Origin of the sequence: Enterococcus sp. SMC-9, from assembly GCF_021011285.1 — a bacterium.
GTDB classification, from domain to species: Bacteria; Bacillota; Bacilli; order Lactobacillales; family Enterococcaceae; genus Enterococcus_C; species Enterococcus_C montenegrensis.
Window position 1 is genome coordinate 42250 of the sequence record NZ_JAILYE010000001.1, and the last position, 19863, is coordinate 62112.

Annotated in this window: 18 protein-coding genes; 1 reads left to right on the top strand and 17 read right to left on the bottom strand. The window is 38.6% G+C overall.

All coding sequences use genetic code 11. The features are described 5' to 3' along the window. Nucleotides 1-15: 15 nt before the first annotated feature. The 4 genes from nifJ to K4422_RS00230 are packed head-to-tail and all read right to left on the bottom strand — an operon-like array spanning nucleotide 16 to nucleotide 6307. Nucleotides 16-3558: a pyruvate:ferredoxin (flavodoxin) oxidoreductase gene (gene nifJ / locus K4422_RS00215; protein ID WP_230708468.1), complete on the bottom strand. Its 3543-nt coding sequence runs from the start codon at nucleotides 3556-3558 to the stop codon at nucleotides 16-18. Nucleotides 3559-3609: 51 nt separating this feature from the next. Further along, nucleotides 3610-5013 carry an NADPH-dependent glutamate synthase gene (gene gltA, locus K4422_RS00220; RefSeq protein ID WP_230708469.1) on the bottom strand — a complete coding sequence of 468 codons (1404 nt, stop codon included), beginning with the start codon at nucleotides 5011-5013 and terminating at the stop codon, nucleotides 3610-3612. After that, nucleotides 5006-5839: a sulfide/dihydroorotate dehydrogenase-like FAD/NAD-binding protein gene (locus K4422_RS00225; RefSeq protein WP_206904065.1), complete on the bottom strand. Its 834-nt coding sequence runs from the start codon at nucleotides 5837-5839 to the stop codon at nucleotides 5006-5008. The genes gltA and K4422_RS00225 overlap by 8 nt, the downstream gene beginning before the upstream one ends. 24 nt (nucleotides 5840-5863) lie before the next feature. Beyond that, entirely contained in the window at nucleotides 5864-6307 is a 444-nt protein-coding gene (locus K4422_RS00230) for a flavodoxin (RefSeq protein WP_206904064.1), read from the bottom strand. Nucleotides 6308-6564: 257 nt separating this feature from the next. Between K4422_RS00230 and K4422_RS00235 the strand changes: the two genes are divergently transcribed. Further along, nucleotides 6565-7128 (top strand): ECF transporter S component, encoded by a 564-nt coding sequence (locus K4422_RS00235; protein WP_206904063.1) that lies wholly within the window; start codon nucleotides 6565-6567, stop codon nucleotides 7126-7128. 93 nt (nucleotides 7129-7221) lie between these two features. On the opposite strand, the gene K4422_RS00240 is transcribed toward K4422_RS00235, so the two are convergent. From K4422_RS00240 to K4422_RS00300, 13 genes are all read right to left on the bottom strand, one after another. Continuing rightward, entirely contained in the window at nucleotides 7222-8970 is a 1749-nt protein-coding gene (locus K4422_RS00240) for an NADH-dependent [FeFe] hydrogenase, group A6 (protein WP_230708470.1), read from the bottom strand. A gap of 12 nt (nucleotides 8971-8982) precedes the next feature. Beyond that, on the bottom strand, nucleotides 8983-10854 hold the full coding sequence (locus tag K4422_RS00245) for an NADH-quinone oxidoreductase subunit NuoF (protein ID WP_230708471.1): 1872 nt from the start codon (nucleotides 10852-10854) through the stop codon (nucleotides 8983-8985). Between the two features lie 23 nt (nucleotides 10855-10877). Beyond that, nucleotides 10878-11396: an NADH-quinone oxidoreductase subunit NuoE family protein gene (locus K4422_RS00250; RefSeq protein ID WP_230708472.1), complete on the bottom strand. Its 519-nt coding sequence runs from the start codon at nucleotides 11394-11396 to the stop codon at nucleotides 10878-10880. A gap of 235 nt (nucleotides 11397-11631) precedes the next feature. After that, complete coding sequence (ribF, locus tag K4422_RS00255; RefSeq protein WP_206904057.1) at nucleotides 11632-12570, bottom strand: riboflavin biosynthesis protein RibF; 939 nt, start codon at nucleotides 12568-12570, stop codon at nucleotides 11632-11634. A gap of 4 nt (nucleotides 12571-12574) precedes the next feature. After that, complete coding sequence (gene truB, locus K4422_RS00260) at nucleotides 12575-13498, bottom strand: tRNA pseudouridine(55) synthase TruB (RefSeq protein WP_230708473.1); 924 nt, start codon at nucleotides 13496-13498, stop codon at nucleotides 12575-12577. Between the two features lie 99 nt (nucleotides 13499-13597). Further along, nucleotides 13598-13945: a 30S ribosome-binding factor RbfA gene (gene rbfA / locus K4422_RS00265; RefSeq protein WP_206904052.1), complete on the bottom strand. Its 348-nt coding sequence runs from the start codon at nucleotides 13943-13945 to the stop codon at nucleotides 13598-13600. 20 nt (nucleotides 13946-13965) lie between these two features. Beyond that, nucleotides 13966-16635: a translation initiation factor IF-2 gene (infB, locus tag K4422_RS00270; RefSeq protein WP_230708475.1), complete on the bottom strand. Its 2670-nt coding sequence runs from the start codon at nucleotides 16633-16635 to the stop codon at nucleotides 13966-13968. 12 nt (nucleotides 16636-16647) lie between these two features. Beyond that, complete coding sequence (locus K4422_RS00275; protein WP_206904050.1) at nucleotides 16648-16950, bottom strand: YlxQ-related RNA-binding protein; 303 nt, start codon at nucleotides 16948-16950, stop codon at nucleotides 16648-16650. Further along, on the bottom strand, nucleotides 16943-17239 hold the full coding sequence (gene rnpM, locus K4422_RS00280; RefSeq protein WP_206904047.1) for an RNase P modulator RnpM: 297 nt from the start codon (nucleotides 17237-17239) through the stop codon (nucleotides 16943-16945). Before rnpM ends, K4422_RS00275 begins: the two co-directional genes overlap by 8 nt. A gap of 15 nt (nucleotides 17240-17254) precedes the next feature. Continuing rightward, nucleotides 17255-18463: a transcription termination factor NusA gene (gene nusA / locus K4422_RS00285; RefSeq protein WP_230708476.1), complete on the bottom strand. Its 1209-nt coding sequence runs from the start codon at nucleotides 18461-18463 to the stop codon at nucleotides 17255-17257. An 18-nt stretch (nucleotides 18464-18481) separates the two neighbouring features. Beyond that, the gene (rimP, locus tag K4422_RS00290; protein WP_206904043.1) at nucleotides 18482-18955 is read right to left on the bottom strand and encodes a ribosome maturation factor RimP; all 474 of its coding nucleotides are present in this window, start codon (nucleotides 18953-18955) and stop codon (nucleotides 18482-18484) included. A gap of 139 nt (nucleotides 18956-19094) precedes the next feature. Further along, entirely contained in the window at nucleotides 19095-19442 is a 348-nt protein-coding gene (locus K4422_RS00295) for a DUF2752 domain-containing protein (protein WP_230708477.1), read from the bottom strand. Then, entirely contained in the window at nucleotides 19427-19846 is a 420-nt protein-coding gene (locus tag K4422_RS00300) for a DUF4234 domain-containing protein (protein ID WP_206904038.1), read from the bottom strand. The genes K4422_RS00295 and K4422_RS00300 overlap by 16 nt, the downstream gene beginning before the upstream one ends. Between the last annotated feature and the right edge of the window lie 17 nt (nucleotides 19847-19863).

The window sequence follows — 19863 nt, forward strand, 5'->3', positions numbered from 1 at the left end:
AAAACTGGCTTTTTACTATTTCTTCAAATCTGCTAATTGGCTGTATACTCCGGTTCTTTCTTCCATATCTTGAACCGTTTGCTCTAACATTTCATCCACCTCTTCAGTTGATGATTTAATGTTGCGCAAAGCAGAAAAACGAACTTGATTTTCTAAAAATTCATTCATCTTGGTAAAATCAACTTTTTTAAAGTCAATTCGCATTGGATCTTTACCTTTTTCCCGTAAGCGCGGATCATAACGATACAATTGCCAGTAACCACTTTCAACAGCAGCCTTACTTTCTTTAATAGACTGGCTCATACCACCTTTAATTCCGTGGTTAATACAAGGGGTATAACCAATGATAATTGAAGGGCCCGGATAAGCTTCGGCTTCCATAATGGCTTTTAAAGCTTGTTTGGCGTTAGCCTCGATTGAAATTTGAGCGACATAAACATCTTGATAAGCAATTGCCATCATACCCAAATCTTTTTTCTTCGTTTTCTTCCCACCAGCAGCAAATTTTGCAATCGCAGAAGTTGGCGTTGCTTTGGACATTTGTCCACCTGTATTGGCATATAATTCATTATCCATTACAAAAATATTAACATCGGCCCCAGTTGCTAAAATGTGATCGATTCCAGAATAACCAATATCATAAGCCCAACCGTCACCACCAATAATCCACTGGCTTGGTTTAACAAACATATCTTGGTATTTTAATAATGGTGCTACAGCAGCGCTATCCGTTTCTGTTTTTAACGCTGAAATAACTTTTGCTGCCCGTTGTTGTGTACCACTTCCATCGTGGATATGCTCCAACCAATCAGTCAGCAAAGCTGTCGTTTCTTTTGAAACAGAATTTTGCCGTAAAATACTTTCCACTGCCGTTGCCAAACGCTTGCGTTTTGTTTCATTGGCGATATACATCCCCAAACCAAACTCTGCATTATCTTCAAACAAAGAATTAGACCAAGCAGGACCACAACCACTTGCATTTGTTGTATATGGTGTAGCCGGTGAAGAGCCTCCCCAAATAGAAGAACAACCTGTAGTATTGGCAATCATCATACGATCGCCGTACAATTGCGTTAATAATTTGATATATGGCGTTTCACCACACCCGGCACAAGCCCCAGAAAATTCCAATAGCGGTTGTTCAAATTGGGAACCTTTAACAGACTCTTTTTTCACAGGATTTGCTTTTTGCCGTAAAGTCATCGCAAAAGCCCAGTTCATTGCTTCATTTTTCATTTCTTCATAAGGTTTCATGACTAATGCTTTTCCTTTAGCTGGACAAGCTTCAACACAAAGACCACACCCCGTACAATCTTCGACAGATACTTGAATACGATATTCTAAACCATCTGCACCGCGCATTTTCCGCGTGATAAAACCTGCCGGTGCCTCTTTTGCTTCTTCTTCATCCGCTAAGAAAGGACGAATCGCAGCATGGGGACAAATGAAGGCACATTCGTTACATTGCGTACAAGCATCTGGTAACCATTCTGGTACTTCTAAAGCGATACCCCGCTTTTCGTAAGCCGCAGAACCCATTGCCATCGTGCCACCTAACATATCGTTATCCATCAAGTCTTTAACCGACAGGCTGTTTCCTTCTTGTCGGTTAATCGGTTCTAAGATGTTGCGAATATAAGCCGGTTTGTTCATATCATCTTTTGGATTTCTACTTGGCACTTCAATATCAGCCCACTCTTTTGGCACCTCAACTTTTGTTAAAGCTGCAAAAGTTTCGTCAATGGCATTCCAGTTATTTTCAACGAGTTTCATTGATTTTTTACCATAGGCATTTTGTACTTCTTGTTTTAATAAAGGTAAGAAAGTTTCACGTTGCATAATATCAGTTACTTCAAAGAAGGCAGCCGAACATACCGTATTAATGCGACGACCAAGTCCATTTTTAATGGAAATATCCATTGCATTGATAATATAAAAATTAATATTATGGACAGCCAAATACTTCTTCAAGCGACTTGGTAAGTTCTTTTTAACTTTTTCTTCATCCCAAACCGTGTTAAGTAAGAATGTTCCGCCGTCTTTTAAACCTTTTAATAACTCATATTGATGAATATAGGCGCTATTATGACAAGCGATGTAATCAGCTGACTCCACATTATACGTAGAACGAATTTCATGATCACCAAAACGCAAATGCGAGATTGTTAGCCCACCAGATTTTTTGGAGTCATAAGCAAAATAAGCTTGCGCATATTGCTCCGTATTATTCCCAATAATTTTAATAGCTTGTTTATTGGCTCCAACTGTACCATCTGAGCCAAAGCCCCAAAACTTCGCTTGGAAAGTACTAGGCGATGTTAAATCCAAAATTTCTGATTGTGGTAAAGATAAATGTGTCACATCATCTTTAATACCAATTGTAAAGCGGTATTTTAACTGCTCTGGTGGTAATAATAAATGATCAAAAACCGTGACAATTTGATCTGGTGTCACATCTTTTGAAGCAATCCCATAACGACCACCAATTACAATTGGACGATTAACATGACGATACAAAACACTTTGCACGTCTAGCAATAAAGGTTCACCATCTGAACCCGGTTCTTTGGTCCGATCCAAAACAGCAATCCGTTCAACTGTATCAGGTAAATTTTGCAACATATTTTCTGCCGGGAAGGGACGATATAAATGAATATTTAAATGCCCTACTTTACGGCCTTGCTTATTTAAATAATCTACTGTCTGCTGGATTGTTGGCGAAGCAGAACCCATGGAAATAATAACTTCAGTAGCGTTGGGATCGCCATAATAATTCGTTAAATCATAATCAGTCCCCCGCAAAGCGTTAATTTTACCCATGTATTTTTGAACAACTGGTAAGATATTATCATAATACTGGTTAACAGTTTCTCGTTGTTGGAAATGAATATCCGGATTTTGAGCAGTCCCAGAAACAGTAGGGTGATTAGGATTCATACCTCTTTGTCGGAATTTATCCAATTCTTCCCAATTTACCATTTCTTTTAAATCGTCATAATCCAATACCTCAATTTTTTGTAACTCATGACTGGTGCGGAACCCGTCAAAAAAGTTCATAAAAGGCAAACTACCTTCAATTGAAGCTAAATGTGCCACAGCCGACAAATCCATTACTTCTTGCACGCTAGATTCAGCCAGCATACAAAATCCCGTTTGTCTGGCAGCCATCACGTCACTATGATCGCCAAAAATAGATAAAGCATTCGTAGAAACAGCTCTGGCAGCGACGTGAAATACTGTCGGCAAAAGTTCTCCTGCAATTTTGAACATATTGGGAATCATCAAAAGTAAGCCTTGTGATGCTGTATATGTTGTTGTTAATACCCCTGTTTTCAATGAACCGTGAACAGTACCTGCTGCTCCTGCTTCAGATTGCAATTCAACTAAATTAACGGTCTCGCCAAAAATATTGCGTTGATCATTAACAGAAGACCACTCATCAACCATCTCAGCCATTGTTGAACTTGGTGTAATCGGATAAATTGCGGCAACTTCAGTAAAAGCATATGAAATATAAGCAGCTGCGGTATTACCATCCATCGTTTTCATTTTTTTCATTCCAGTCACCTCACTTATAAATTATGGCAAATCGCCATAAATACTTTGTTATTATACATGGACTTTTTGATTTTGGATATAGCTGTCAATTTGTGTTGCAGCAACTTTGCCAGCACCCATCGCCAAAATAACCGTTGCCGCCCCTGTTACAATATCTCCCCCAGCAAAAACACCTGGAATATTCGTCTCTCCTGTTTTAACATCGGCATCAATATACCCCCAGCGGTTTAATTGTAATGCAGGGAACGTATCCAGCAAAACTCGATTAGAGCCTTGACCGATTGCCTCAATTGCCGTATCCGCAGTAATAATAAATTCACTATTAGGAATCACCTCTGGGCGACGGCGTCCAGATTCATCAGCTTCACCTAATTTCATTTTCACACATTTTACAGCTTTCAATTTACCGGTGCCATCATTGAGATATTCAATTGGATTTGTTAGCCAATGATAGTTAATTCCTTCTTCAACCGAATGGTGATATTCTTCTTCTCTAGCGGGTAACTCTTCTTTTGAACGACGATAGATAACTGCAACATTTTTAGCACCTAAACGTTTAGCCGAACGCGCGGCATCCATCGCTACATTCCCGCCACCAATTACAACAACGTTTTTTGAAGCTTGAACAGGTGTATCGTAATTAGGAAAATCGTAAGCTTTCATCAAATTAATTCGCGTCAAATATTCACTTGAACTATAAACACCATTTAAAGAAGTACCAGGAATATTCATGAAGTTTGGTGCACCTGCACCAACAGATAAATAGCACGCGTCAAATTCAGCTTGAATTTCTTCCATCGTAATTGTTTTTCCAACCACAACATTTGTCTCAATTTTTACGCCTTGAGCTATAATTGTTTCAATTTCTTTTTCTACAATTTTTTTAGGTAGACGAAACTCAGGAATTCCATAAGTTAAAACCCCTCCTGGTGCATGTAGGGCCTCAAAAATCGTAACATCATAACCAAGTTTTGCTAAATCTCCTGCTGCTGTTAACCCAGAAGGACCTGAACCAATGACTGCGACTTTTCCTTTATCTTTTTTATTAGTCACAGTCTCAATTGGTTGTTGAAGTGCCCAATCAGCTACTAAGCGTTCTAATTTACCAATTGCAACTGGCTCGAATTTCTTTGAACGTCCCAGGCGACAAGTCATTTCACATTGTTTTTCTTGCGGGCAGACGCGGCCGCAAATTGCAGGCAAGTTCGTATATTTACTTAATACCTCATGAGCAGCTTTCATATCGCCTACTTCAATATGTTTAATAAAACCTGGAATATCAATCATTACTGGGCAATTTTGAATACAGGGTGCATTTTTACACTGTAAACAGCGCGTTGCTTCTAATTGTCCTTCTTCTAAGGTGTATCCTAAAGCAACTTCAGAAAAATTTTGATTGCGAATTTCAGGAGCCTGCTCACGCATCGGCGTCTTAGTATAACTACGCTTAGCCATTCAGCATTCCTCCTTCATATACAGTATCAGCAAGTTTTTCTTCATTGCGGTATTGTTGCATCCGATTAACAAATTCATCCCAATCAACCTTGGCACCTAAAAATTCTGGTCCATCGACACAGGCAAATTTAATTTGATCATCGACTGTTACGCGGCAACCACCACACATCCCCGTTCCATCAACCATGATTGGATTTAAGGAAACAAAAATCGGTACACCAGCTTCATTAGCACTTAGAGTAGAGAATTTCATCATCATACTAGGTCCGATGGCCCAAGCAGTGTCAATTTTCTCTTTGGCAAAAACTGCTTTCATTGCGTCCGTCACTAAACCTTTTTGTCCTAGAGTACCATCGTCTGTCATCAAGTAAAGTTCATCGGAATATTTTTCACATTCATCGGCAAGAATCATTAGCTCCTTACTCTTAGCTCCTAAAACAGTAATAACCTTATTTCCTGCTATTTTTAACGCTTTGACAATTGGAAACAGTGCGGCAATGCCAACTCCGCCACCAACTAATAACACCGTCCCGTACGTTTCAATTTCCGTTGCTTTTCCCAAGGGCCCCACAATATCAGTCAAACTATCCCCGGCTTGTAACTTTGCTAAAGCAGCTGTAGATTTACCAATGACTTGAAAAATTAAACGAACTAATCCTTTTTCCGGTTCCACATCCACAACCGTTAGTGGAATCCGTTCACCTTTATCATCAATTCGCAAAATGACAAATTGACCAGCTTGTGCTTTTTGTGCAATTCGTGGTGCCTCAACAAAAATTTCAAATTCAATTGGATTTAATTCATTTCTCTCAACTATTTTAAACAACGAAAATCATACCCCTTTTCTAACTTACGCTTTTGTTAAGGCTGTCACAAAAGCTTTTAACACCTCTTCATCTTCATCGTCTGCATCATTTTCAATTTTGACTAATTCCGCGCCTCGTTTTGCCCCTGTTTTTTCAAAAGCTTGGTCAAAGTCAATTGCTGCTTGACAGAAATAATCTGGATATAATTCGCTGTCACCAGATCCGACAACACCAAAGACTTTACCATCTAAGTTAAAATCTGGTAATTCATCATAGAAATCTTCCAAATCAAAAGGAATTTCCCCATCACCATCTGTGTACGTTGCAACGACACAAATATCTGCATCATCAAAAGTCGCATCATCGGCGTCATCTGCTTCGATTCTTTCAACATCAATATCCAGTGCTTTAAAAGCATCTTCTAAAATTTCTGAAATTCCTTCTGTATTCCCTGTTGCACTTGCATAAACGATTTTTGCTACTGCCATTATTGTTCCTCCTCATATGTTTAAAAAATGATTTTTTCAATTAAAAATTTCTTTATAGTAATTAATACTTAATCACATTTTACTTCATTCTTGTTAAGAACTAAACAAAATTTGACATCTTTTTTTTCTTTTATTCATTTTTTACCAGCATTTCCACACATTTTTTCATTTAAAATAACTTTTATTATACAAATTTATCTAAATCTTCACATAATTTGTTACAATAAAGAAAACGCTTTTTTGAAAGGGTGTCTACTATGAACAACTTAAAACTAAGTCAAACCCGATTTATTACGCAAACTGCTTTTATGATTGCGTTAACAGTCATTTTTCAAGTCGCTACTATCGGCTTTGGGCAATTGGTAACTGGTAGCTTAGTCAATTTGATTTTGATTGTAACAGTAGCTCTCACCGGAGAAATTAGTGGGCTAGTAGTAGCCCTGCTCTCACCAATCTTTGCCTTCTTTTTAGGAATTGGGCCTCAGTTTCCGCAATTGATTATCTGTATTATGCTTGGAAATGCCGTACTTGTTACAACTTGGTTTTTCCTGCTTAAAAATCAAAGCACTTATCGTTTTTCTCGTTTAATTTTTTCTGCCGTTAGTGGTGCCATTTTGAAATTTTCTGTCTTATGGCTGTTAGTTGTTAAACTTGTACTCCCTTTCTTCTTAGTTGCTAAAATACCAACGCAATCTGTTCAGACACTGACACAAATGTTCAGTTTGCCACAACTTATCACTGCCTTAATTGGCGGAGTTGTTGGGAGCATAGTTATTCCTCAATTAAATAGAATTTACCGTCGTAGCATTCAAACAAATTAATAATCCCGCTTTTACCCAAAGCAACGCTAGCCTAGCTAAAAGCGACGCAAAATGACTAGATCAGATATATTTTTTGATTTTAGCCCTCAGTTGTCATTTAACTTCCATGGCCTGGTGATAAGACGTATGCAATAACGCGTGGGCCTTGTCACTTCCTGGCGCCACAAGAAATTCCTCATACAATCGTTTTACCATCGGGCTTTCATGGGAGCGACGCAAAACTTTTCTTTCATCTTCGGAGTAAAGCGCTTGAGCACGCAAGCTATTTAAATCAACAAAATTACGCACAGAAGCTGGTTGAATCGGTTGTCCTCCACCATTAATACAGCCTCCAGGACATCCCATTATTTCAACAAAGTGATAGGTTTTTTCACCTGTTTGAATTTTTTCTTCAATTAAACGTTTGGCATTTCCTATTCCTGAGGCAACAGCGATATTAATTTTTTGGCCACCTAGATTGTAACTGGCTTCTTTGATGCCTTTCATCCCCCTCACTTCCTTAAATGATAAAGGTATCACTTTTTGACTTGCTAACTTTTCAACTGCAGTTCGTAACGCTGCTTCCATTACACCACCTGTCGCACCAAAGATATACCCAGCTCCGGTTGCTTCACCTAGCGGATGATCAAATTTGGCATCTGTTAACTCTTTAAATTTAATCCCTCCGCGCTCAATCATCCGGGCCAATTCCCGTGTCGTAAGAGCAACATCTACATCGGGAAATCCAGCTGCTGCTTCATCTTCTCTAGTTACTTCAAATTTTTTAGCTGTACATGGCATAATGCCTACAACAAAAATATCAGCCGGATTTAAATTCATTTTTTTGGCGTACCAAGTCTTCGTTAAGGCCCCAAACATTTGTTGCGGTGATTTACAGCTGGATAAATTTTTTATCAGTTCAGGATGATAAGATTCACAGTACTTTACCCATCCTGGCGAGCAAGAAGTAAATAACGGGAATGGCCCATTATTTTTGATTCTTTCAATAAACTCGTGAGCTTCTTCCACAATGGTAAAATCTGCCGCCACATTCGTATCAAAAATTTTATCGAAGCCCAATTTTCGCAACGAAGCGACCATTTCCCCTTCAACATTACTACCAATAGGCATACCAAAAGCCTCACCTAAGGTTACGCGAATAGAGGGTGCCGTTTGGACCACTACAAATTTGTCTTTATTTTCCAATGCCTGCCAGACGAGATCCGTTTGATCTTTTTCATGAATCGCACCAGTTGGACAAACAACAATACATTGCCCACAGGAAATGCAAGCCACCTCTCCTAGACTTAAATCATACGCAGAACCAATATGCGTATTAAAACCACGTTCATTTGCGCCAATTACACTAATTGCCTGGCATTTTTCACAAGCTGCAACACAGCGTTTACACAAAATGCACTTATTATTATTACGCACCATGTGAACCGCACTATCGTCAAAGGCGTATTCCTTATTTTCACCGTTGTAATAGTCTTCATCATCAACGTTAAACTCTTTACACAGCCTTTGTAATTCACAATTGCCGTTGCGAAGACACGATAAACATTTTCGCTCATGAGTGGACAAAATTAGTTTCAAGGTCAATTTCCGTGATTTAAATACCCGTTGTGAATTTGTTTTGATTTTCATCCCCGTTTGAATCGGATAAACGCAGGCAGTCACCAAATTTTTTATACCTTCTACTTCTACCACACAAATACGACAAGCGCCGATTTCGTTAATTTCTTTTAAAAAACATAGGGTCGGAATTTCAATATCATGAAGACGCGCCGCTTCTAAAATCGTCATTCCCGCTGGTGCATAATAAGATTTCCCATTAATAAAAATTTCGATTTCTTTCATCTGCTTAACCTCCTAATGCACACTAATAGCAGCATAACGGCACGTATCGATACATAAACCGCACTTAATACAAAGCGATTGCTCAATTTCATGAACTTTTTTGACTTCACCAAAAATAGCTGATACGGGACAATTTTTGGCGCAAGCCATACACCCTGTACATTTGTTTGGATCAATTGTATATTGAATTAAATTTTTACATACTCCGGCTGGACAACATCTTTTGTTGACATGAGCTAAATATTCTTCTTTAAAATAGTGATAAGTAGATAAAACAGGATTGGGTGCAGTTTGTCCTAAGCCACATAATGAATTTTCTTTGACGTGATAACACAATTCCTCCATTTTATCTAAATCTGCCAATGTAGCTTTTCCCAATGTAATTTTTTCTAAAATTTCCAAAAGGCGTTTGGTACCAATCCGGCAAGGGGCACATTTACCACAGCTTTCTTCTACTGTAAATTCCAAGAAAAATTTAGCAATATCCACCATACAATTCTCTTCATCCATTACAATCAGTCCCCCTGAACCCATCATAGAGCCAATGTTCATTAAGTTATCATAGTCAATGGGGATATCATAGTGTTCCTTAGGAATACAGCCACCAGAAGGACCACCTGTTTGCGCCGCTTTAAAAGCTTTTTGTTCGGGAATACCGCCACCAATATCTTCAACAATTTCTCTTAATGTCGTCCCCATTGGAATTTCAACTAATCCGGTATTTTGAATTTTACCGCCTAATGCAAAAACTTTTGTCCCCTTTGCATTTTGCGTTCCCATTTGGGCAAACCATTTTGGTCCTTTAACAATAATTTGCGGAATATTCGCATAGGTTTCCACATTATTCACGATTGTCGGTTTACCAAAAAGTCCTTTTATCGCTGGAAATGGCGGCCGCGGCCGCGGTTCACCACGATGACCTTCAATGCTTTCAAGCAGCGCTGTTTCTTCGCCACAGACAAAAGCGCCAGCACCAAGACGTAATTCGATTTGAAAAGAAAAGCCACTGTCTAAGATGTTTTCTCCCAATAAACCATTTTCTCTTGCGGCTTTAAGTGCGATTTCCAATCGTTCAACGGCGGTTGGATATTCTGCCCGAACATAAATGTAACCTTTATTAGCACCAATCGTGTAGCCGGCAATCGCCATTGCTTCTAACACTACATGAGGATCTCCCTCTAAAACTGAACGATCCATAAAAGCTCCTGGATCACCTTCATCCGCATTACAAATCACATATTTTTCATTACCAGCGCTATTTTTAGCAAAAGTCCATTTTAAAAAAGTGGGAAACCCTCCGCCCCCACGCCCACGAATACCTGAATCTTCTAGTATTTTTAAAACATCATCAGAGGTATAGTCGTGTAAAACTTTCGCTAAAGCTTCATAACCATCAAATGCGATGTATTCTTCAATTTTTTCTGGATCAATTCGACCACAATTCCGCAGCGCCACTCGTTTTTGTTTGTGATAAAAAGGAGTATCTAAAAGTTTTTTAATCACTTCTTTTGTTTTGTGATCATGATACAGAAGTTTTTCAACTGGCTGACCTGCGACTAAGTGTTTTTCAACAATTTTTTTGGCGTCCTTAGGCTTAACTTGATGATAAAAAGTTCCTTCTGGGTAAACAATAACAATCGGCCCTTGGGCACAGAGACCAAAACAGCCAGTGGCAACTACCTGCACATTATCTTGCAGCTCATTTTTTATCAATTCGTCTTCTAACACCTCTATAAAAGCACGACTTTTAGAAGACAAACAACCGGTACCGGCACATACTAAAATTTCGCGCCTATTGCTTATTGTAGCTTTTTTTTGTGTTCGCAAAACTACTTGTTGTTGATATTGTACCTTTACTGCTTTTAATTCTTGCCAATTTTGCATCTTTACACCCCACACCTCAATCTTTACTTGTTGCCTTCAAGTGCTATCTTTTGGTAGCTTGCCAAAACTTTATCGCCTTTTTTCTTAGTCAAACGACCATAAACCTCTTCATTGACTGTCAATACCGGCGCTAAGCCACAAGCACCAATACAGCGACATGATTCCAACGTAAATTTACAATCTGTACTTGTTTTGCCCGCACTAATCTTAAGCGTAGTTTCATAGGAGTCTAAAATATTTCCTGCGCCTTTTACATAACAAGCAGTCCCCATACACACACTGATGGTATATTCACCTTTTGGGACAAAGGTGAATTGGGAGTAAAAGGTAGCTGTGCTGTATAATTTTTCTAAAGGTACTTGTAACTCTTTTGCGATAACTTGTAATACTTCGATTGGCAAATACCCATATATTTGTTGTGCTGTCTGTAAAGCTGTCATTTGCGCGCTTGGCTGATTTTTTAATTCTCCCAAGCGCACCAGCAGCTCTTGTCTCTGAGATACTGTTTCAACAAATTCAAAATCAACTGCTTTTTTTTCCACCGGTACTCCTCCTTTTTGTATAAAAACGCTTACATTTTTATTTTAGCAAAAAGACTGATAAAAATGCTCAATGTATCACAAATTATTTCGGTTTATCGTTGAGATTTGTTCTCACTAAACACATAAAATCCTTTAAAAAATCCTTTAAAACAAATAAAAAAAGAAGCTTACCCATTGTCGTGACGCCGAAAAATTAGCTTTTTTGGTCACAACGTTTTAGTAAACTTCTTTTTCTTTATTTTTTAAAATAGTCTTGTGTGTCTTTTTCATCTTGCTTTAATTGTGTAATCAATCCATCAGCACCGTCAAATTTTACTTGCTCACGGATTAGATGGTTGAAACGAACACGTACCGTTTCCCCATAGATATCTTTGTTAAAATCTAAGATAAAAACCTCAACTGTCAATTTTCTTCCTTCACCAAAAGTGTCGTTATGGCCAATGGAGCTCATTGCTTTATACCATTTGCCGGCTACTTTGATTTCAGAAACATAGACGCCTTCTTTAGGTAAGCGAACGCTGGCTTTAAAACGAATATTAGCTGTCGGATAGCCAAGCGTGCGACCACGGGCTTCTCCATGAACCACTAAACCTTCAATTTCGTAAATATAGCCCAATAGCCGTGTAACTTCTTCCATATTGCCTTCATCCAATAGATCGCGAATTCTAGTAGAACTGATTTTATCACCAGCTAAAGTTTCTTTTGCAACGGTGATAATTTCAAAACGATCTTTGGCGTATTGAGGCAAGTGAGAGACATCTGCGATATCTTTTGGACCATAAGTATAATCAAAACCACTGACAGCAGCCACTGCATGTAGTCCCACAATATACTGATCGACAAAATCTTGCGGTTTTAAATAGGCAAAATTAGAGGTGAATTCAATTTCATATAAATAGTCCACACCCAAACGCTCCATGTGATACTCTTTTTGCTTTAAGGTCGTCAAATATTTCAAATTTTCTCCTTCTTGTTTTTTAAACACGACAGAAGGATGTTGGTTAAATGTCATTACGGCCAGTTTAACCCCTTTTTCTTCAGCTAATTTTTTACCAGCTAAAATAACTTTTTGATGCCCGCGATGAACGCCATCAAAAAAACCCAGTACTAACACAACTGGCTCGTTGGGAATTTGCTCTTTTGTATAAGGGTGATGAATTTGGATAATTTTCACAATATTAGACCTCAGTTCGTAACATTTTTAAAGGTTTCAACTTATTTTTTTCTTTAGAATTACTCTCATATAAAGCTACAACTTTTCCAGCATAATATAAAGCAATCGGCTCACTTGGCACTTTTTCCAGACCAAAAGCTGTTGGAGATAAGCGCATACCATTTTTAACCTGCTGCCAGATTTTATCATCGATATTTACTTTATGAAAAGCAGCAATCCCATATTCAATTGGCAGTATATATTCTAAAATAGTCTGATTTTCTACCGCATCGGCTACTTGAGCTAAGGTTAGGGACTGAGAAACTTTTAAACCGCCACTTTCCAGACGTGTTAAATCAGACATATGAGCGGGAACACCAAGTTTTTTTGCGGTGTCCACTGCCAAAGTTCGCACATAAGTTCCTTTGCCACACGCAACTTCAAAACGCCAACTTTGCGTTTTTGCCTCTTCATCGAAAGTGGGCTCACTGGTACGTCGAAAACTTTTAATCATTGCTTTTCTTTTCGGGCGTTCAACTGTTAAGCCAGCTCTGGCATATTCATACAATCTTTTACCATTAACTTTTACAGCCGAGTACATAGGGGGAATCTGTGTGATTTCACCCTCCATTGTTTTCATAGCCGCATCGATTTCAGCATTCGTAAAAGGAGTATTTATTGGCATAACTTCAACTTTTTCCCCAGAAGCATCTTCTGTTGTTGTCGTATAACCAACTGTGATTTCGCCACTATAAACTTTGCCGCTATCTTGCATAAATTCAATCACTTTTGTACCTTTGCCGATACAAATCGGTAAAATACCATCGACATCCGGGTCAAGTGTACCACCATGACCAATTTTTTTTGTTTTTAAAATTTTACGTAATTTAAAGACACAGTCATGACTCGTCATACCGCGTTCTTTCCATAAAGCTAAAATGCCGTCCATTCTAACTCCTCGCTATCTCTTTAATTCAACTCAACTGCCCCATTATAGCAGAAAAAAAGCTACTCCAAAAGGTTTCCCTTTCAAAGTAGCTTCCATTTATCAATCCTTGTGTAAGTTACGGATCATTTCGTCGATTTTGTTACCATATTGCACAGAGCTATCAAGTTCAAAAACGATTTCCGGTGTTTTATACAATGTTAACCGTTGACCTAATTCACGGCGAATTAAACCACTCGCTTTTTCTAGTCCAGCTTGCGCCTTTTGTTTGTCAGAAGCAAGATCTGATAAAATACTGTAAAAAATTGTCGCTTGTTGCAAATCTCCCGTTACTCGGACATCTGTTATGGTGACATCTTGAACCCGAGGATCCCGGACTCTTTTACGTAAAATATCATTCACTTCTCTTAAAATCTCGTGGGCAACACGACGATCACGATAATTGGCCATAATTGCGTCCTCCATTTATCTTAGTCGTTTTTGATTTCTTCCATTACATAAGCTTCAATGACATCGTCAACTTTCACGTCATTAAATTTGTCAACCATAGCGCCACATTCAAAGCCTTGTTTTACTTCTTTTACATCGTCTTTAAACCGTTTCAAACTAGCAAGTACGCCTTCGTAAATAACGATACCATCACGAATAACCCGTACGCCACTATCGCGACGAATAAAGCCATCAGTTACAAAGCAACCCGCAATTGTTCCAACTTTGGAAACTTTATATGTTTCTCGAACCACCATTTGACCTGTAATTTTTTCTTCAAACTCAGGATCAAGTAACCCTTTCATCGCAGTTTCAATTTCTTCGATTGCTTTGTAGATAATCCGGTGCAAACGAATATCTACCGTTTCAGCATCGGCTTGTTGTTTTGCTTGTGGTGTTGGTCGTACGTTAAAGCCAATGATAATCGCGTTACTTGCAGCTGCTAAGGTTACGTCGCTTTCATTAATGGCACCAACTGCTGAATGGACGATATTAACCCGCACACCTTCAACTTCAATCTTTTGCAATGAAGCAGCTAGAGCTTCTGCTGAACCTTGTACATCGGCTTTAATGATAACGTTAACTTCTTTTAATTCGCCTTCTTTTAGGCTTTCAAATAAGTTATCCAATGTCACACGGCTATTAGAAGCGCGTTGTTCCATCAACGCCCGTTTTGCCCGTTCTTCACCGGCAGCACGTGCTGTTTTTTCATCTTCAAAAACAACAAAACGATCACCAGCTTGTGGCACATCATTTAAACCAGTAATTTCGACTGGTGTTGCTGGACCTGCTGCTTTATCACGACGACCTAAATCATTAGTCATAACCCGCACACGGCCGTAAGTATTACCGACAACAATTGGATCACCAACATGTAAAGTTCCTTGTTGTACTAATAACGTTGCAACTGGACCTTTCCCTTTATCTAAGCGAGCTTCAATCACTGTACCGATTGCCCGTTGACTTGGATCTGCTTTTAAGTCTTCTACTTCAGCAACTAATAAAATCATTTCCAAAAGTTCGTCGATGTTTTGACCGAATTTCGCTGAAATTTCAACAAAAATGGTGTCGCCACCCCAACTTTCAGGAATCAATTCGTATTCACTTAATTCTTGCATTACATGTTGTGGGTTAGCACCAGGTTTATCAATTTTATTTACTGCAACAATAATTGGCACTTTTGCCGCTTTTGCATGGTTAATTGCTTCAACTGTTTGTGGCATTACTCCGTCATCTGCAGCTACTACTAAAATTGTGATATCTGTGATGCTGGCTCCTCGTGCACGCATACTTGTAAAGGCCGCATGCCCTGGTGTATCCAAGAAAGTAATTGGTTTACCGTCAATATCAATTTGGTAAGCCCCAATATGCTGCGTAATCCCCCCAGCTTCACCACTTGTAACACGAGAATGGCGCAAGGTATCAAGTAATGTGGTTTTACCATGGTCAACGTGCCCCATAATAGTAACAACTGGCGGACGCGGTACTAAGTTTTCTGCAACGACTTCTTCAGCTTCAAAGAATTTATCAATATCAGCGATATCTACTTGAACTTTTTCTTGTGCTTCAATACCATAGTCTGTCGCTAAAAGTTCAATTGTGTCTTTATCCAAGGCTTGGTTTTGGTTAACCATAACCCCCATCATAAATAATTTTTTGATGATTTCCGCTGGTTCACGGTGGATTTTTTTAGCGATATCGGCTACGTTCATGCCTTCTGTATATTCCAATACTTCAGGTAATTCACGGAATTTACGTGGTGGTACAGCAGGTTTATTGGAAACTTGTTGTTTTCCTTTTTTACCTTTTTTCTTGAACTTATTCCGATTTTGTTGGTAAGCTCCTTGACGATTTTGTTGACCGTAATTTTTATTGCGGTTGTCATTACTACGGTTGCCACCTTTATTACCATCAGCTTTAGCCGCTGGTTGGTTACTTGCAGGTTTTGCAGCCGATTTATTCGTGTTAGCCACAGGTTTTGTTGCTGGTCTTTGTTGTCCAGCTGGCTTTTGTTGACTTGTAGTTTTTTGATTTTGTGGTTTTTGTTGCGGAGCTTGTTGAGCTGGTCTTTGTTGCCCAGTTTGATTACTCCGTTTTTGGTTATTATTATTAATAGGCTTTTGATCCTCCGTTTTTTTGTTCACTACTGGTTGATTGACCGACGCAGTTTTTTGTTGTTTATTTTCAGAATTCATTGGAGCTGCTTTAGCAGTCGGCGGTACAGTATTATTTGAACGGTTGTTTTGTGGTGCTTGTGATTTGTTTGTACCAACTTGTGGACGGTTTTGATTTTGTTGACTTTGTTGTTGTCCTCTATTGTGGTCCTTGTTTTGACCTTGATTGCGGTTTTGTCCTTGTTTGTTGCTCGGATTGTTCCGATTTTGAAACTTCGGATTATTCCGTTGGGTCACAAATTTTTTATGTTCAGGTTTTTTTGCTTCATCTGGGTTAGCTGGTTGGGATGCAGGTTTTGGAGCATTGCCAGTACTTTCATTGACGCCAACTGCTTGGCGTAACTTTTTCTCCTCAGTATCTGAGATTGCTCCCATATGATTTTTCACATCAAATCCTAAAGATTGTGCTTTATCCACTAATTCTTTGCTAGATTTGTTGATTTCTTTTGCAAGTTCATAAATTCGTTTTTTTCCCATGCAATCACCTTCCTAACCTTGTATTAATTCTCCTATCTTTTTGGCAAAGCCGTTATCTAAGATGCCAATAACCATTCGGGGCTTGCCGATCGCACCTCCAATTTCCAAGGCGGTTAAACGATCTGTGTAGGGAATTTTATAATAAGTGCACTTATCACTTATATTTTTATGGGTATTTTTGCCCGCATCTGCGGCGATTAATACCAAACGAGCTTTGTTGCGACGAATCTCTTTTAATGTCAGTTCTTCGCCAGTGACCAACTTTCCAGCGCGCATTGCTAAACCTAACATGTTCAATACCTTATTTTTATCCATTGCCAAATAACTCACGACGGGCTTTTTGATGGGTGACGTAATCAAGGAGTTCTTGATAAAACGCATCAGTCAACGTAGTTTCTAAAACGCGATCCAAAATCTTTTTGTCCCAAGCCATTTGAACTTCTTCTGGCTCAATCGCAACATAAGCGCCGCGGCCTGGTAATTTACCAGTAGGGTCAATCGAAACAACACCTTCTTTAGAACGAGTAATACGAATCAGTTCTTTTTTTGGCTTCATTTCACCGGAAACAACGGATTTGCGTAAAGGAATCTTGCGTTTCTTCATGAAATCACCTCCTGATTAATCCTCTTTTTCTTCGTCAAAAGCAATATTTTCGTAATCATCACTCGTCATATCACTGTTTTCAATCACTTCATCAACCGGCTGTGTTGGTGCATCTTCAACAGAAATTTCCTCAGTTGAAAACTCCCCTTCATCGATATAGTCGCCTTCTTCTAATTTGGCATAAAACTCTTCCATATCAGATTCTGCTTTAATATCAATTTTGTAGCCGGTTAATTTTGCTGCCAAACGAGCATTTTGCCCCCGTTTACCAATTGCAAGTGAAAGTTGGTAATCCGGTACAACAACGGTACACGCCCGAGGGTTATCCAAATCAAAGATAACATCTTGTGCTTCAGCAGGATTTAAAGCATTTGCAATATAAATTGCTGGATCTTCATCCCACTCGACAATATCCATATTTTCACCTTTTAATTCATTAACAATCGCTTGAACCCGTTGTCCTTTTGGCCCAACGCAAGTGCCAACAGGATCAATATTAGGGTCATCAGAACGAACCGCAACTTTTGAACGATCGCCTGCTTCTCTTGCGATGCTAACAATCTCTACAGTACCATCATAAACTTCTGGTACTTCTTGTTCAAATAAACGGCGTAATAAATCTGGATGTGAGCGACTAACAAAGACTTGTGGGCCTTTTGATGTGTTTTCAACGCGAGAAACATAGACCTTAATCCGGTCATGGGGTTGATAAAACTCATTTGGCATTTGATCTTGTTTTGACAAAACAGCTTCGATTTTACCTAAGTTAACATAGATGTAGCGATTGTCTTGACGTTCAACAATCCCTTGCATAATGTCTTTTTCATAGGCAGAAAATTCATTATAAATAATCGTTCTTTCTGCTTCTCTGACCCGTTGTAAAATGACTTGTTTTGCAGTCTGTGCCGCAATGCGACCAAAGTCTTTAGGCGTTACTTCAAAACGAATTTTATCGCCAATTTCATAAGCAGGATTAATTTTAATCGCTTCTTTTAAAGAGACTTCTAATTGTGAATCCATAACTTCTTCTGTTACTTCTTTAACAGCGTAAACATGGATATCGCCTTTTTTTTGATTGAATTCCACTTCAACGTTTTGGGCTTGGCCATAGTGACGTTTATAAGCTGAAACTAAAGCGGCTTCTAACGCTTCAATTACGATTTCTTTTGAGATGCCTTTTTCAGCTTCTAATGCATCTAGTGCATTTAACATTTCTTTACTCATCTGCTTGGGACTCCTTTTTTAAAATTGAATAGCTAAGCGAGCTTTGGCAATATTTTTACGATCAAAAGTCAATTCTTTTTCCCGTGTTTTAATTTTGATTTTTAATACTAGTTCTGTTTCACTAAGCGACATTAAAAACCCTTCATATTGCTTTTGGCCATCGATTGCTTGGTATAATGAAATATGGATATATTCACCTACAGCTTTTTCATAATCCGCTTCTTTTTTCAACGGTCGTTCGGCACCAGGGGATGACACCTCTAAAAAGTAAGCTTGGGGAATCGGATCGGGATCCAAACTATCCAACTTTTCACTTAATTTCTCACTTACATAAGCGCACTCTTCAATATCAATGCCGCCTTCTTTGTCGATGAATACGCGCAAAAACCAGCTTTTGCCTTCTTTAACAAACTCGACTTCTACTAATTCAAAATTTTGTTCATCTAAAATCGGCTGAACCAAACCAGTTACTGTCTCTACAACTGTACTCAACAATCATCGCCTCCTTGGACCAATTCTTTTCATTAAAAAGAGTGAGGGAAAAAATCCCTCACTCCACTAAGTATCATTACCGTTACACATTGTAACACAATTTTTTGAAAATCACAACTGAAAGCAGAAATGACGTTATTTAAGTAGTGAAAATTTGCCAAAGTTTTGGTAAAAAAGCATTAAAATTGAAATCTAATGGTGCTTTATCTGGAAAAAGTGTCATCATTCGGATGAAATAGACACAAATAAACAGACCAGCAATGCTAAGCCACCAATACTTGTTTTTTAAAACTTGTTGCGCGCGCGCTTTTTTTAAACTAATAAAATATAAAAGAACTAATAAGATAATCACCCAAAAAAGCGGATGATAAGAAAAAGCACCACTAATATCCCCCTGGGCTAAATGAATAAATGAACGGGTCATACCACACATTGGGCAAGGAACCCCTGTAATGGCTCGTAACGGACATTCTAATAATCTGACCATTCGTCATCATCTTCTATCTGGTTGGCTGGTGTTTTTGCAGGCGTGAAATTATAGTAAATATCGTTTAAATCCGATTGCACAATGGCCATATTGATAACTGCAAGTCCAAAAATACGCAAAACAATAAAAAGCAACTTATTATCACTGCGAAACGGTCGCTGCGCTTTTTTTTGTGCTGCCATCACAAGATCATTGATTTTATACCACCAATAAAACATATATAAGCCACACGTAAGCAAACCAAACAATAATGTCCAACCAGGTTTTATGCAGTAATCACCCGTAAATTCATTCAAATCTCGTGTCGTCACATAAATCCAATAAATACCATAAATTCCTCCTGTAATTAAGGTCAATAAAATCACAGCAATAACTGAGCGCCTTTGCAAAATAGGATGTATCACATTAAACTCCCCTTTTC